Genomic DNA, 15,089 nt, shown 5'->3' on the forward strand with positions numbered 1-15,089 from the left:
CGCGATCTCCTGGTTGTCTTCCCGTTTCTCCGTCATGCCGGGCGCGCCGTCGATGCGGCGTGCCCGGCATGCGTTGCCGCGTCATTCGCGGCCGTAGGTATCGTCGAAGCGAACGATATCGTCCTCGCCGAGATACGCGCCCGACTGCACCTCGATCAGTTCGAGCGGCATCTTGCCCGGGTTCTCGAGACGATGCGACACGCCGAGCGGGATGTACGTCGATTCGTTTTCGGACAGCAGGAACGTTTCTTCGCCGCGCGTGATGCGTGCGGTGCCGCGCACGACGATCCAGTGTTCGGCGCGGTGGTGGTGCATCTGCAGCGACAGGCGCGCGCCCGGCTTCACGACGATGCGTTTCACCTGGAAGCGTTCGCCCATGTCGACCGAATCGTAATGGCCCCACGGACGATGCACCTTGCGGTGATCGGTGGCTTCCGTGCCGCGTACGGCCTTGATGCGACCGACGATTTTCTTCACGTCCTGCACGCGGGACTTGTCGGCGACGAGCACGGCGTCCGGCGTTTCGACGACGACGAGGTTCTGCGTGCCGACGCACGCGACGAGCCGGCTTTCCGAATGCGCGAAGGTCGACTCGGCGTTTTCGAACAGCACGTTGCCGCGGCCGACGTTGTCGGCGTCGTCCTTTGGCAGGATTTGCCAGATCGCGTCCCACGAACCGACGTCCGACCAGCCGGCATCGAGCGGCACGACGACGCTTTCGCACAGCAGCGGCTGGTTCGCGAGCGGCTCCATCACCGCGTAGTCGATCGAGTTCGACGGCGATGCGGCGAAGGCGTCGCGATCGACGCGGAAGAAGTCGCCGTCCTGCTTGCCCTGCGCGACGGCGCGCTCGCAGGCTGCGTAGATGTCGGGTTCGAGCTGGCGGATCGCGTTCAGCCAGACCGATGCGCGCACGATGAAGATCCCGCTGTTCCACCAGTATTCGCCGGATGCGACGTACTGCTGAGCGAGTTCGAGATGCGGCTTCTCGACGAAGCGATCCAGGCGGCGCACGTCGAGGGCGCCCGTCGCGGCGTCGCGAAGCGGCGCGCCGACGCGGATATAGCCGTAGCCCGTTTCCGCACGGGCCGGCACGATGCCCATCGTCGCGATCTTGCCCTGGGCCGCGCAGTGCACGCCGGCCGCGACGGCCGCGTGAAAGCGCGGCAGGTCGGCCACCGCGTGGTCGGCCGGCATCACGGTCATCACGGCGTCGCCGCCGGTCGCGACGATCCGCAGCGCGGCGAGCGTCAGGGCGGGTGCGGTGTCGCGGCCGAGCGGTTCGAGCATGATCGACGCGGATTTACCGGCGACGCGCAGTTGTTCCGCGGTCGTGAAGCGGTGATCCTCGCCGCACACGATCAGCACGTCGTCGTTCAGCGGGTGGCCGGTCTCGAGATCGTCGAGGCGCAGCGCGGTGGATTGCAGCAGCGAATGATCGCCGAGCAGGCCGATCAGCTGTTTCGGATAGTGTTCGCGCGACATCGGCCACAGGCGCGTGCCCGAACCGCCGGCAAGGATCACCGGCTGCACCGCGACGCGCGTACCGGCGTCGCTTGCGGCGGAAGAAGATTGGCGCGTATCGGCTACCACGGCCGGAGCATTCATGATGACACTCTCCTCGATTGAAGTCAGGCCTGTTTGTAGCATGAAGTAAATCGACAATAAAACCGGGCTTGTTGCACGATATTCGCGGAATACGTATCCGGGAAAATTTTCCGCGATAGCATCGGATGCAAATAAAAAAATAAAAAATAATTCGGTGAGGCGCCCGGGATCGCCTTCCTGCAAAGGGTTGGCGGAATCCGTAAAAATTTCGAAAACTTCCCGATTCATGCTGGATTCGGGAAAACCTGCCGATTTAATTCCAGAATATCGCGGCAAGAATTTCCGATTATTTTTCGAAATACTTGTGCGCTTGAGAGTGGATTTTCTTACCGCTTCAATAGCGTCATGCAACGTTTGAATCGAATGTGCGGCATGGGCTGCACAAGGAGCTGTTCGGCAAACGCCTGTTCAGAGAGGAAGCAGACATGTTGAGCGTGCTGGCGAGAGTCATCGATATCGCGATGGTCGTGACGGGGGCCGTGCTCGCCGCGGCGCTGCACGGCGGCGGCGTCTGGCTCAACGACCTGCAGCGCACGATGGTGCTGTTCGACTGCCTGCTCGTCGTCGTGTGCTTTCCGGCGTTCGGCATCTACCAGTCGTGGCGCGGCAAGCGTCTGGTCGGGCTGATGGGGCGCGTCGCGTTCGCGTGGCTGGTGGTCGAGCTGGCCGGCATCCTGATGAGTTTCAGCTTTCACCAGTCGGGCGAGCTGTCGCGGTTGTGGCTCGGCTACTGGGCCGTCACGACGATGACGCTGCTGGCCGGCTCGAAAGCATGCGTGCATGCGGTGCTGCGCCGGTTGCGTCGCGGCGGCTACAACCTGAAGGCGGTCGCGATCGTCGGCGGCACGCCGGCGGCGCGGCGGCTGATCGCGCAGATGCGGGCGCGGCCGGAAGCGGGCTTCAACCCGGTGTGCGTGTACGACGAAAGCGCGGCGGCGGGCGACGTGGCGCTCGACGACGTGCGTATCGAGCGGCAGTTCGAATCGCTGGTATGGCTCGTGCGCAGCCGCGCGATCCGCGAGCTGTGGCTCACGCTGCCGATCGCGGAAGAGCGCCGGATGCACCAGATCGTGACGGTGTTTCGCCACGACTTCGTGAACATCCGCTTCATCCCGGACGTGCGCAGCCTGTCGTTCTTCAACCAGGAAGTGGTGGAGCTGCTCGGCGTGCCGGCGATCAACCTGGCGGCGTCGCCGATCACCGACGTGCGGATCCTGCCGAAGTTCGTGTTCGACCGGCTGTTCGCACTGGCGGCGCTCACGATGCTGGCGCCGGCGATGCTGCTGATCGCGTGCCTGATCAAGCTGACGTCGCGCGGGCCGGTGTTCTTCCGCCAGAAGCGCAAGGGCATCGACGGGCACGAGTTCGAGATCTACAAGTTCCGCTCGATGAAGGTGCACCAGGAAGTGGCCGGGCAGGTCACGCAGGCGACCAAGAACGACACGCGCGTGACGCCGGTCGGCCGGTTCCTGCGCCGCACGAGCCTCGACGAGCTGCCGCAGTTCATCAACGTGCTGAAGGGCGAAATGTCGGTCGTCGGCCCGCGGCCTCATGCGCTCGCGCACGACGACATCTACAAGGATCTGGTCAAGGGCTACATGTTCCGTTACCGGATCAAGCCGGGCATCACCGGGTGGGCGCAGATCAACGGCTTTCGCGGCGAGACCGACCAGATCGAGAAGATGATGGGCCGCGTGAAGCTCGACCTGTACTACATGCAGAACTGGTCGTTCTGGCTCGACATCAAGATCGTCGTGCTGACGCTGTGGAAAGGCTTCACCGGCAGCAACGCTTACTGAGTCGAGCGCGCCCGGGCCCGCCGCTGCGCCGCGAGGCCGCGCGACGGACATTCCCCCGGGATTCCGGTATTACGAATTTCGAATCATTGGTCAAGAGGTCCGACACATCATGAATCTGACTATCATCGGCAGCGGTTATGTAGGTCTCGTCACCGGCGCCTGTCTCGCCGACATCGGGCACGACGTGTTCTGTCTCGACGTCGACCAGGCGAAGATCGACGTCCTGAACAACGGCGGCGTGCCGATCCACGAGCCGGGCCTCAAGGAAGTCATCGCGCGCAACCGCGCGGCGGGCCGCCTGCGTTTCTCGACCGATGTCGAGGCCGCGGTCGCGCACGGCGACGTGCAGTTCATCGCGGTCGGCACGCCGCCCGACGAGGACGGCTCGGCCGACCTGCAGTACGTGCTCGCGGCGGCGCGCAACATCGGCCGCTCCATGAAGGGTTTCAAGGTGATCGTCGACAAGTCGACGGTGCCGGTCGGCACGGCCGAGCGCGTGCGCGCGGCGGTCGCCGACGAGCTCGCGAAGCGCGGTGAAGGCGACCAGATGTTCTCCGTCGTGTCGAACCCGGAATTCCTGAAGGAAGGCGCGGCGGTCGACGATTTCACGCGGCCGGACCGCATCGTGATCGGCTGCGACGACGACGTGCCGGGCGAGCGCGCGCGCGAACTGATGAAGAAGCTGTACGCGCCGTTCAACCGCAACCACGAACGCACGCTGTACATGGACGTGCGCTCGGCCGAATTCACGAAGTACGCGGCCAACGCGATGCTCGCGACGCGTATCTCGTTCATGAACGAGCTGGCGAACCTCGCCGACCGCTTCGGCGCCGACATCGAGGCCGTGCGCCGCGGGATCGGCTCCGATCCGCGCATCGGCTATCACTTCCTCTATGCGGGCTGCGGCTACGGCGGCTCGTGCTTCCCGAAAGACGTCGAGGCGCTGATCCGCACCGCCGACGAGCACGGCCAGGCGCTGCAGATCCTGCAGGCCGTGTCGGCCGTCAATGCGAACCAGAAGCGCGTGCTGGCCGACAAGATCGTCGCGCGCTTCGGCGAGGACCTGACGGGCCGCACGTTCGGCATCTGGGGCCTCGCGTTCAAGCCGAACACCGACGACATGCGCGAAGCGCCGAGCCGCGAGCTGATCGCCGAGCTGCTGTCGCGCGGCGCGTGTATCGCCGCCTACGATCCGGTCGCGCAGCAGGAAGCGCGCCGCGTGCTCGCGCTCGATCTCGCGGATCACCCGGACTGGCTCGCGCGCCTGACCTTCGTCGACGACGAGGCGCAGGCCGCGCACGATGCCGACGCGCTCGTGATCGTCACCGAATGGAAGGCATTCAAGAGCCCCGATTTCGTCGCGCTCGGCCGGCAGTGGAAGTCGCCGGTGATCTTCGACGGCCGCAACCTGTACGAGCCGGAGACGATGACCGAGCAGGGCATCGAATACCACCCGATCGGCCGGCCCGGCTCGCGCCAGGCCGTCGCCGCCCGCGTGCCGTGCGCCGTGCGCGCGAACGCGTAACCGGCGCGCCTCCGTTACCCGTCACCCGAATCGAGACGCCATGTTCCGGAACATCCTGATCGTCTGTCACGCGAACGTCTGCCGCAGCCCGGCAGCGGAAATGCTGTTCAAGTCGCATGCGGCGTCGCGCGGCGGCCCGCGCGTGACGTTCCACTCGGCCGGCGTCCGTGCGAACGACGGCGACGGCATCGATCCGGTGATGCGGCAATTGCTTGCCGAGCGCGGCGTCGATGCGACGACGCACCGCTCGCGGCGGCTGTCGCGCCGGATCGTGCGCGACGCCGACCTGATTCTCGTCAGCGAGCGCGAACAGATCAAGGCCGTCGAATCGGTCGATCCGTTCGCGCGCGGCAAGGTCCACTTGCTGGGCAAGTGGGAGGACGCCGAAATCGCGGATCCGCATGGCGGCCCCGAGGCCGACTATCGCGAGAGCTACTCATTGATCGAACGCCTGGTTCAAGGATGGCTGCAAAAACTATGCTGAAACGTCCCATGCGCCCGCTGGCGCTCGCCGTCGCAATGACGACATTCCTGTCGGCCTGCGCGACCGCGCCCGGCAACTATCTCGACTCGTCGAACCTGAAGGACGAAGGCCGGCAAGGCCAGGCCGAGACCTATCCGGTTCATTACATCGACGCGAAGCTGGTGATGGATCAGTTGCAGAAGCAGCAGGTCGACCACCCGCTGCCGCCGGGCCGCTATACGGATCCGTCGCAGTACGTGTACCGCGTCGGTCCGCAGGACATCCTCGGCGTCACGGTGTGGGATCACCCCGAGCTGACGACGCCGCAGGGCCAGTCGTTCTCGAGCGGCGGCAATACGACCCAGTCGGTCGCCGGCGCGCTGCAGCAGCCGTATACGACCGCGCTGCCGGGCCAGGCCGATCCGTACGGCCAGACGGTCGCCGCCGACGGCACGATCTTCTTCCCGTTCGTCGGCCGCATTCATGTGGCGGGCAAGACGGTCGCGCAGATCCGTGAACAGATGGCCACCACCCTCGCGCGCTACGTGAAGAATCCGCAGCTCGACGTGCGCGTGCTGTCGTTCCGCAGCCAGAAGGTGCAGGTGACGGGCGAGGTGAAGCAGCCGGGCCCGCTCGCGGTGAGCGACGTGCCGCTGACGCTCGTCGACGCGATCTCGCGCTCGGGCGGCTCGACCAGCGATGCCGACCTGCAGCGCGTGCGGCTCACGCGCGACGGCAAGCTGTACACGCTCGACGCGAACGGCGTGCTCGATCGCGGCGAAGTGAAGCAGAACGTGATGCTGCAGCCGGGCGACATCGTCAACGTGCCGGACCGCAGCGACAGCCGCGTGTTCATCATGGGCGAGGTCAAGACGCCGGTCACCGTGCCGATGCTCAAGGGCAGGCTGACCATCGCCGACGCGCTGACCGCGGGCGGCGGCATCCTCGACACCGATGCGAACCCGCGCAAGATCTACGTGATGCGCGGCATGCGCGACAACCCGACGAAGCCGGAAGTCTTCCGGCTCGACATGACGCAGCCGGATGCGCTGATGCTGTCGAGCCGCTTCCCGCTGCAGCCGCTCGACGTCGTCTACGTCAGCACGGCCAGCTCGGTGCAGTTCAACCGCGTGCTGCAGCAGGTGCTGCCGACGATCCAGACGATCTTCTACATGCGGCAAATCACGCGCTGATAGCCCGCCGGGGCGGCGCCTCCGCCCCGGCACCACTCAAGCGGGAACGAATGGTGAACACGCAAGCGAAACACTCCTACGCGGATCTGACCGCGAAAACCGAGGAAGAGGACGTCGTCCTCGGCCAGCTGCTCCAGGTGATCATGGACGACATCTGGCTGCTGCTCGGCATCGCGGTGACGGTCGTCGCGCTCGCCGGCCTCTACTGCTACGTCGCGAAGCCGGTGTACCAGGCCGACGTGCACGTGCGCGTCGAGGGCAACGACAACACGACGCAGGCGCTCACGCAGACGCAGACGGGCGCGATGATCAACAGCGGTCCGCAGCAGGCGCCGACCGATGCGGAAATCGAGATCATCAAGAGCCGCGGCGTCGTCGCGCCGGTCGTCGATCAGTTCAAGCTGAACTTCTCGGTTGTGCCGAAGACGATGCCGCTGCTCGGCAGCCTCGCCGCGCGCATGGCGACGCCGGGCGACCCGGCGCGGCCGTGGCTCGGCCTGAAGTCCTACGCGTGGGGCGGCGAAGTGGCCGACATCGACACGGTCAACGTCGTGCCGGCGCTCGAAGGCAAGAAGCTGACGCTGACGGCCGGCCCGAACGGCACCTACACGCTGGTCGACGAAAACGGCAACCGGCTGCTGTCGGGCCGCACCGGCGAGTCGGAGCAGGGCGGCGGCGTGACGCTGCTGGTGCAGAAGCTGGTCGCGCGTCCGGGCACGCAGTTCACGGTGGTCCGCTACAACGATCTCGACGCGATCACCGGTTTCCAGTCCGGCATCCAGGTGACCGAGCAGGGCAAGCAGACGGGCGTCGTGCAGATCTCGCTCGAAGGCAAGAATCCGGACCAGACCGCCGCGATCGCGAACGCGCTCGCGCAGTCGTACCTGAACCAGCACGTGATCGCGAAGCAGGCCGAAGCGACCAAGATGCTCGACTTCCTGAAGAGCGAGGAGCCGCGTCTGAAGACCGACCTCGAACGGGCGGAAGCCGCGCTCACGGAATATCAGCGCACGTCCGGCTCGATCAACGCGAGCGACGAGGCGAAGGTCTATCTCGAAGGCAGCGTGCAGTACGAACAGCAGATCGCCGCGCAGCGCCTGCAGCTCGCATCGCTCGCGCAGCGCTTCACCGATTCGCACCCGATGGTGATCGCCGCGAAGCAGCAGCTCGCGGAACTGCAGGCCGAGAAGGACAAGTTCAGCAACCGCTTCCGCAGCCTGCCGGCGACCGAAGTGAAGGCCGTCCAGCTCCAGCGCGACGCGAAGGTCGCCGAGGACATCTACGTGCTGCTGCTGAACCGCGTGCAGGAACTGTCGGTGCAGAAGGCCGGCACGGGCGGCAACATCCACCTCGTCGATTCGGCGCTGCGTCCGGGTGATCCGGTCAAGCCGAAGAAGGTGCTGATCCTGTCGGCCGCCGTGTTCCTCGGGCTGATCCTCGGCACGGGCATCGTGTTCCTGCGCCGCAACCTGTTCCAGGGCATCGAGGATCCGGACCGCGTCGAGCGCGCGTTCAATCTGCCGCTGTACGGGCTCGTGCCGCAAAGCGCCGAGCAGGTGAAGCTCGACGCCGCGGCCGAGAAGGGCGGCGGCCGCGCGCGGCCGATCCTCGCGAGCCTGCGTCCGAAGGACCTGAGCGTCGAGAGCATGCGCAGCCTGCGCACCGCGATGCAGTTCGCGATGATGGATGCGAAGAACCGCGTGATCGTGCTGACCGGCCCGACGCCGGGCATCGGCAAGAGCTTCCTGACGGTCAACCTCGCGGTGCTGCTCGCGCATTCGGGCAAGCGCGTGCTGCTGATCGACGCCGACATGCGCCGCGGGATGCTCGACCGCTATTTCGGCCTCACCGCGCAGCCGGGCCTGTCCGAGCTGCTGAGCGACCAGTCGCCGCTCGAGGAGGCGGTCCGCGAGACGCCGGTGCAGGGCCTGTCGTTCATCTCGGCCGGCACGCGGCCGCCGAACCCGTCGGAGCTGCTGATGTCGACGCGCCTGCCGCAATACCTCGAAGGGCTCGGCAAGCGCTACGACATCGTGCTGATCGATTCGCCGCCGGTGCTGGCGGTGACCGACGCGACCATCATCGGCCGCATGGCCGGCGCGACGTTCCTCGTGCTGCGCTCTGGCATGCATACCGAAGGGGAGATCGCCGACGCGATCAAGCGCCTGCGCACCGCGGGCGTCGATCTGGAAGGCGGGATCTTCAACGGCGTGCCGCCGAAAGCGCGTGGCTACGGTCGCGGCTATGCGGCCGTGCATGAATACCTGAGCGCTTGACCGCATTGCACGACACCGGGCCGGTGCGAGCCGCATCGGCCCGGCCGACTGGAGAACCTCGATGAAAATTTCCGTGCTCGTTCCGACCTATCGGCGTCCCGCCGACCTCGCGCGCTGCCTGCTGGCGCTGCAGCGCCAGCAGCGGCTGCCCGACGAGGTGATCGTCGTCGCGCGCCCGGAGGACGACGCCACGCACGAGCGTCTCGCCGATCCGTCGGTCGGCGGCGCGCTGCCGCTGCGCATCGTGCCGGTCGACGTGCCGGGGCAGGTCGCCGCCCTGAACCAGGGGCTCGACTCGGCGACCGGCGACGTCGTCGCGATCACCGACGACGACGCGGCGCCGCGCGCCGACTGGCTCGCGCGCGTCGAAGCCGCATTCCAGGCCGATCCGCGCGTCGGCGCGGTCGGCGGACGCGACTGGGTTCACGAGAAAGGCCGCGTGCTCGACGCGTCGCGCGAACGCGTCGGCCAGCTCACGCTGTCCGGCAAGATCGTCGGCAACCATCATCTCGGCGTCGGCGGCGCGCGCGAAGTCGACATGCTCAAGGGCGCGAACATGAGCTACCGGCGCGCCGCGATCGAGCGGCTGCGCTTCGACACGCGGCTGCGCGGCGCCGGCGCGCAGGTGCACAACGACATGGGCTTCAGCATGCACGTGCAGCGCGAAGGCTGGAAGCTCGTCTACGACCCGGCGATCGCGGTCGATCATTTTCCGGCCGAACGCTTCGACGACGACCGGCGCGATGCCGCGTCGCTCAACGCGATCAGCAACGGCGCGTACAACCTGCATCTGATCCTGCGCGAGCATCTGCCGCCGCTGCGGCGCGAGATCGCGTGGTGGTGGTGGACGCTGGTCGGTACGCGCGTCTATCCCGGCTTCGCGCACGTGCTGCTGTCGCTGCATACCGGCAGGCGCGAACGGGTGCGCGAGCACTGGCGCGCAGTGCGCCGCGGCGCCCGCGATGCGCGCCGCGCGAACCTTGCCCCCCACCGCGCGGCGATGCCGCCGGTGACGTCTTGAACGGGCCGCGCGCATTGCGCACGGCCACACCCGGAGGGCCTGAAATGGTACGACCCCCACGCTCACTACGTTCACTGCCCCCCGAGGGGGCGGCCAGTCTCCTTGGGGCGGCCCGGCGGAGGCTGACATGACTCCCACGAAGGTTCACGTTCACCTGTTTTACGGCGCCGATCCGCGTACCTACCGGAAAGGCGAGAACATCGGCTGCCTGTACGGTTATCACCACGCGGAATCCGACGAATTCCGGCTCACCTATTCGCAGGACCGGCGCGAGGGCCGCATCGCGAGCCTCGCGCGCCGCGGCCTGAAGGCGGCGCTCGGCTTCGACGTCGTGCACGCATGGCGCAATCGCGCCGCGCTGCTGAATACCGACGTGATCTGGACGCACACCGAGCAGGAACACCTCGCCGCCGCGCTGATCCTGAAGCTGGCCGGCGCGCACGGCAAGCGTCCGCTGCTGCTCGCGCAGAGCGTGTGGCTGTTCGACAAGTGGGGCACCTTCGGCGGCCCGCGCCGCTGGCTGTACCGCAAGCTGCTCGCCCGCGCCGACGCGCTGACCACGCTCGCCCGCGACAACGCCGAGCTGTGCCGCCGCTATCTCGGGCGCGATGCGGAGTTCGTGTACTACGGCCTGAACACGCAGGATTTCCCGCTCACCGACCCGCAACGGTGGCAGCCGAACCGGCCGCTGCGGATCGCGGCGATCGGCAACGACCGCGATCGCGACTGGCGCACCTTCCTCGCCGCGTTCGGCGGCGACGCGCGCTACGACGTGCGGCTCGCGACGCGCCGTCGCGTGCCGCGCGAGTGGCATGCGCCGAACGTGCGGATCGGCTCGGCGTCGGGGCTCGCGAAGCAGCACGAGTTGTACGCATGGGCCGACGTGATCGTCGTGCCGCTGCGGCCGAACTTCCACGCGTCGGGCATCACCGTGATGCTCGAGGCGGCGGCCGTCGGCAAGCCGATGATCGTGTCCGACGTCGGCGGGCTCAGCGACTACTTCCCGCACGACACGGCCGCGTACGTGCCGCCGTTCGACGCGCAGGCGATGCGCCAGGCTGCCGACCGCCTCGTGGCCGACCCGGCTGCCGCGCTCGAATGCGCGCGCGCCGCGGCGCAATGCCTGCGCGAGCGCGACCTGACCACGCAGGCGTTTGCCGAACAGCATGTGCGGATCACGCGCGACATGCTGCGCCGGCGTCGCACGCCGGCCGCCGCGGGCCTGGCGATGCCGCTTGCGGATTCGCGCCCTTCGTCGCGGTGAGTACGGATCGATGAGTACGATTGCCGCCGAACGCGCGCCGTCGCGCACCCGCAGCTGGTTTGCCGAGCCGAAGCACTGGGCCGGGCAGGCCGGGCTGTGGACGCTGACCGCCGCGCTGATCGCCATTCACCAGGGCAGGATACTGACGCTCGCGTTTCCGGTGCTGGCCATCGCGGTCGGCCTCTGGCTCTATTTCAAGAGCCCGGCGCGCTACGTCGGCTTCATGTGGTGGGTGTGGTTCCTGAGCCCCGAGGTGCGGCGCCTGGCCGACTGGTCGAAGGGCGCCTTCACGCCGACGAGCCTGATCCAGGTCGCGCCGCTCGCGGTGACGATGATCGCCGGCCTCGGGCTGTTGCGGCACTACCGCGTGCTCGCGCAGCGGCGCGGGATTCCGGTGCTGTTGATCCTCTTCGGGCTCACGTATGCGTATCTCGTCGGGATCGTGTCGAGCGGCGTGATGGCCGCGACCTACGACCTCGCGAACTGGGTGTACCCGGTGCTGATCGGCTTTCACATCATGGTCAACTCGCGCGACTACCCCGAGTACCGCGACGTGCTGCTGTCCACCTTCATGTGGGGCATGCTCGTGATGGGCGTGTACGGCGTCGTGCAGTACTTCGTGATGCCGCAGTGGGACGTGCTGTGGATGGTCGGTTCCGACATGGGCTCGCAGGGCGAGCCGGTGCCGTACGGCGTGCGCGTGTTCAGCACGATGAACTCGTCCGGGCCGTTCGCGTTTGCGATCATGGGCGCGCTGGTGTTCGTGTTCGCGGCGCCGCAGAAGGTCCGCTGGTTCGCCGGCGCGGCGGGCTTCGTGTCGTTCGCGCTGTGTCTCGTGCGCTCGACGTGGGGCGGCTGGGTGATCGCGCTCGCGATCCAGCTCGTGCAGTCGAGCAACCGCGTGCGGATGCGGATCCTCATCAGCGGCGTCGTGCTGGTCGGACTATGCGTGCCGCTCCTGACCGTCGGGCCGGTGGCCGACCGGCTCGGCCAGCGTCTCGAATCGATCACGAACCTGAAGGACGACCGCAGCTACGACGACCGCAACAAGTTCTACGCGACGTTCGCGCAAACGGCGTTCACCGACGTCGCCGGCGAAGGGATGGGCGCGACCGGCGCGTCGACCAAGCTGTCGAGCGACAGCGGCGAGCTCGGCAAGTACGGCAGTTTCGACAGCGGCGTGATGAACGTGCCGTTCGTGCTCGGCTGGCCCGGCACGCTGCTGTATCTCGCGGGCGTCGTGATGCTGTTCGGCCGCACGCTGCGCGCGGCGTTCAAGCTGCGCCAAGACAAGTTCGTCGGCGCGTGCCTGAGCCTGTGCCTGTCGACCTTCGCGATGCTCGTGTTCACGAACTCGCTGATCGGCACGGGCGGCCTGCTGATGTTCACGGCCATTTTTTCCATACTATCCGCGGCGCACTGGCAGAAGGCGCAGCGCCTGCCGGCCGCCGCGCGTTCACCGGGAGGCGACCATTGAGGATCGCGATCGTCACGCACGTCGTGCGTCATAACGACGGGCAGGGCCGCGTCAATTACGAAATCGCGCGCGCGGCGCTGGCCGAAAACTACGAGGTCACGCTGGTCGCGTCGCACGTCGCGCCGGAGTTGCTGGCCGACCCGCGCGTGCGCTGGGTGCCGGTGAAGGCCGGGCGTTTCTGGCCGTCGAATCTCGTCAAGCAGCAGGTGTTCGCGCTGAAGAGCGCGTGGTGGCTGCGCGCGCATCGCGGCGAATACGACGTGCTGCACGTGAACGGCTTCATCTCGTGGATCCGCGCCGACGTGAATACCGCGCACTTCGTGCACGGCGGCTGGTTCAAGAGCCCGTATTACCCGTTCGGACTGACGAAGGGCGTGTGGTCGGCCTACCAGTACGTCTATACGCGCGTGAACACTGCGCTGGAGCGCTGGGCATACCGCCGCTCGCGCGCGATTACCGCGGTGTCGCAGAAGGTCGCCGACGAGATCGCCGGGCTCGGTATCGACAGCCGCAAGATCAGCGTGATCTACAACGGCGTCGACGGCAGCGCGTTCGCGGGCGCGCAGGCCGACCGCGCGGCGTTCGAGTTGCCCGGCGACGCGTTCCTGCTGCTGTTCGTCGGCGACCTGCGCACGCCGCGCAAGAACCTCGGCACCGTGTTGAAGGCGCTGACCCGGCTGCCGGCGAACGTCCATCTCGCGGTGGCCGGCTATCTGCCCGGCAGCCCGTATCCGGAAGAGGCGCGCGCGCTCGGCATCGCGTCGCGCGTGCATTTCCTCGGGCTCGTGAAGAACATGCCGACGCTGATGCGCTCGGTCGACGCGTACGTGTTCCCTTCGCGCTACGAAGCGATGAGCCTGTCGCTGCTGGAGGCGATGGCGGCCGGGCTGCCGGTCGTCACCGCGCGCACCGCGGGCGGCGCGGAAATCATCACGCGCGACTGCGGGATCGTGCTGGAGGACCCGGACGATCCGGACGCGCTCGCGCAGGCGATCGGCTCGCTTGCAGCGTCGCGCGACACCTGCCGCGCGATGGGCGACGCGGCCCGCGAATTGATGACCCGTTTCGGCTGGGCCCACATGGGCGCCCAGTACGTCGCGCTTTACCGGCGCATCGGCCAACCCTCGCAGCCGTCCGCTTTCGAGCGGGTCGAGCATGCGGTCACGCAGGAGCAATCGTGATGTCTTCTTCTTCCCGGCCGATCAAATCGTTGCAAATCGGCATGCACTGGTTTCCCGAACGCGCGGGCGGCCTCGACCGGATGTACTACTCGCTCGTCGGCGCGCTGCCGGGTGCGGGTGTCGAAGTGCGCGGGCTCGTCGCCGGCTCGCCGAAGGTCGCCGACGACACGGGCGGCGCGATCCAGGGCTTCGGTCCCGCGTCGCAGCCGCTCGCGCGCCGGATGCTCGCCGCGCGCCGCGCGTTGCGCGATGAAATCCGCAGCGACCGGCCGGACGTGATTTCGTCGCACTTCGCGCTCTATACGTTCCCCGGCCTCGACGTGACGCGCGGGATTCCGCAGGTGTCGCACTTCCAGGGGCCGTGGGCCGACGAAAGCCAGGTCGAGGGCGCGGCATCGCTCGGGCAGCGCGCGAAACGCTATCTCGAACAGGCCGTCTATACGCGCTCGTCGCGGCTGATCGTGCTGTCGCAGGCGTTCGGCCAGATCCTGACGAACCGCTACGGGATCGATCCGTCGCGCGTGCGCGTGATTCCCGGCTGCGTCGATACCGCGCAGTTCGACACGCCGCTCACGCCGGGCGAGGCGCGCCACAAGCTGCAATTGCCGCAGGACCGGCCGATCGTGCTGGCCGTGCGCCGGCTCGTGCGGCGCATGGGGCTGGAGGATCTGGTCGACGCGATCGGCATGGTCAAGCGCCGCCATCCCGACGTGCTGCTGCTGATCGCGGGGAAGGGCAAGCTCGCCGAGGAACTGCAGCAACGCATCGACGCGGCCGGGCTGCAGGACAACGTGAAGCTGCTCGGCTTCGTGCCCGACCAGCATCTCGCGGCGCTGTACCGCGCGGCCACCGTCAGCGTCGTGCCGACGGTCGCGCTCGAGGGCTTCGGGCTGATCACGGTCGAGTCGCTCGCGTCCGGCACGCCGGTGCTGGTCACGCCGGTCGGCGGGCTGCCCGAGGCGGTCGCCGGGCTGTCCGACGATCTCGTGTTGCCGTCCACCGGCGCCGACGCGATCGCCGAAGGGCTCGGCGCCGCGCTGTCGGGCGCGATCAAGCTGCCGGACGAAGCCGCATGCAAGCGCTATGCGCGCGATCACTTCGACAATGCGGTGATCGCGCGCCGCGTCGCCGGCGTGTACGACGAGGCGATCCGGATGGCGGGTTGAACGAGCGCGGCGCGTGAGTGCGCGCCGTCGTTGTCGTCGTCGTCGCGAAGCAGGAACCGGTGCGCACACGTGTGCGTCCGGTTCGCAGGCCGGCCGTCCGATTCGGGCGAGCCGGC

At 67.7% G+C, this 15,089-nt stretch carries 11 protein-coding genes; 10 read left to right on the plus strand and 1 reads right to left on the minus strand.

Features of this window, described 5'->3' with window-relative positions:
* Positions 1–81: 81 nt before the first annotated feature.
* Positions 82–1,608 carry a mannose-1-phosphate guanylyltransferase/mannose-6-phosphate isomerase gene (locus DCN14_RS04345; protein WP_096505530.1) on the minus strand — a complete coding sequence of 509 codons (1,527 nt, stop codon included), beginning with the start codon at positions 1,606–1,608 and terminating at the stop codon, positions 82–84.
* Positions 1,609–2,033: 425 nt separating this feature from the next.
* Here DCN14_RS04345 and DCN14_RS04350 point away from each other — a divergent pair, with 425 nt between their 5' ends.
* The 10 genes from DCN14_RS04350 (at position 2,034) to DCN14_RS04395 (ending at position 14,973) form a co-directional block, all read left to right on the plus strand.
* Complete coding sequence (locus DCN14_RS04350) at positions 2,034–3,407, plus strand: undecaprenyl-phosphate glucose phosphotransferase (RefSeq protein ID WP_096505791.1); 1,374 nt, start codon at positions 2,034–2,036, stop codon at positions 3,405–3,407.
* 109 nt (positions 3,408–3,516) lie between these two features.
* Positions 3,517–4,932 (plus strand): UDP-glucose/GDP-mannose dehydrogenase family protein, encoded by a 1,416-nt coding sequence (locus DCN14_RS04355; RefSeq protein ID WP_096505528.1) that lies wholly within the window; start codon positions 3,517–3,519, stop codon positions 4,930–4,932.
* Between the two features lie 40 nt (positions 4,933–4,972).
* Positions 4,973–5,416, plus strand: a complete 444-nt coding sequence (locus DCN14_RS04360; RefSeq protein ID WP_057924068.1) for a low molecular weight protein-tyrosine-phosphatase — start codon at positions 4,973–4,975, stop codon at positions 5,414–5,416.
* A complete protein-coding gene (locus DCN14_RS04365; protein ID WP_096505526.1) occupies positions 5,410–6,588 on the plus strand; it encodes a polysaccharide biosynthesis/export family protein in 1,179 nt (392 codons plus the stop codon). The genes DCN14_RS04360 and DCN14_RS04365 overlap by 7 nt, the downstream gene beginning before the upstream one ends.
* Before the next feature lie 50 nt (positions 6,589–6,638).
* Positions 6,639–8,864, plus strand: coding sequence for a polysaccharide biosynthesis tyrosine autokinase (locus tag DCN14_RS04370; RefSeq protein ID WP_096505524.1), 2,226 nt, complete (start codon positions 6,639–6,641; stop codon positions 8,862–8,864).
* A 61-nt stretch (positions 8,865–8,925) separates the two neighbouring features.
* On the plus strand, positions 8,926–9,885 hold the full coding sequence (locus tag DCN14_RS04375; RefSeq protein ID WP_096505522.1) for a glycosyltransferase family 2 protein: 960 nt from the start codon (positions 8,926–8,928) through the stop codon (positions 9,883–9,885).
* A gap of 127 nt (positions 9,886–10,012) precedes the next feature.
* On the plus strand, positions 10,013–11,149 hold the full coding sequence (locus tag DCN14_RS04380) for a glycosyltransferase family 4 protein (RefSeq protein ID WP_096505520.1): 1,137 nt from the start codon (positions 10,013–10,015) through the stop codon (positions 11,147–11,149).
* A 10-nt stretch (positions 11,150–11,159) separates the two neighbouring features.
* On the plus strand, positions 11,160–12,626 hold the full coding sequence (locus DCN14_RS04385; RefSeq protein WP_096505518.1) for a glucose-6-phosphate isomerase: 1,467 nt from the start codon (positions 11,160–11,162) through the stop codon (positions 12,624–12,626).
* Positions 12,623–13,807, plus strand: coding sequence for a glycosyltransferase family 4 protein (locus DCN14_RS04390; protein ID WP_096505516.1), 1,185 nt, complete (start codon positions 12,623–12,625; stop codon positions 13,805–13,807). The genes DCN14_RS04385 and DCN14_RS04390 overlap by 4 nt, the downstream gene beginning before the upstream one ends.
* Complete coding sequence (locus DCN14_RS04395; protein WP_096505514.1) at positions 13,807–14,973, plus strand: glycosyltransferase family 4 protein; 1,167 nt, start codon at positions 13,807–13,809, stop codon at positions 14,971–14,973. The genes DCN14_RS04390 and DCN14_RS04395 overlap by 1 nt, the downstream gene beginning before the upstream one ends.
* The last annotated feature ends 116 nt before the right edge of the window (positions 14,974–15,089 follow it).

The sequence above is a fragment of the Burkholderia sp. IDO3 genome (assembly GCF_003366075.1).
Lineage (GTDB): Bacteria > Pseudomonadota > Gammaproteobacteria > Burkholderiales > Burkholderiaceae > Burkholderia > Burkholderia anthina.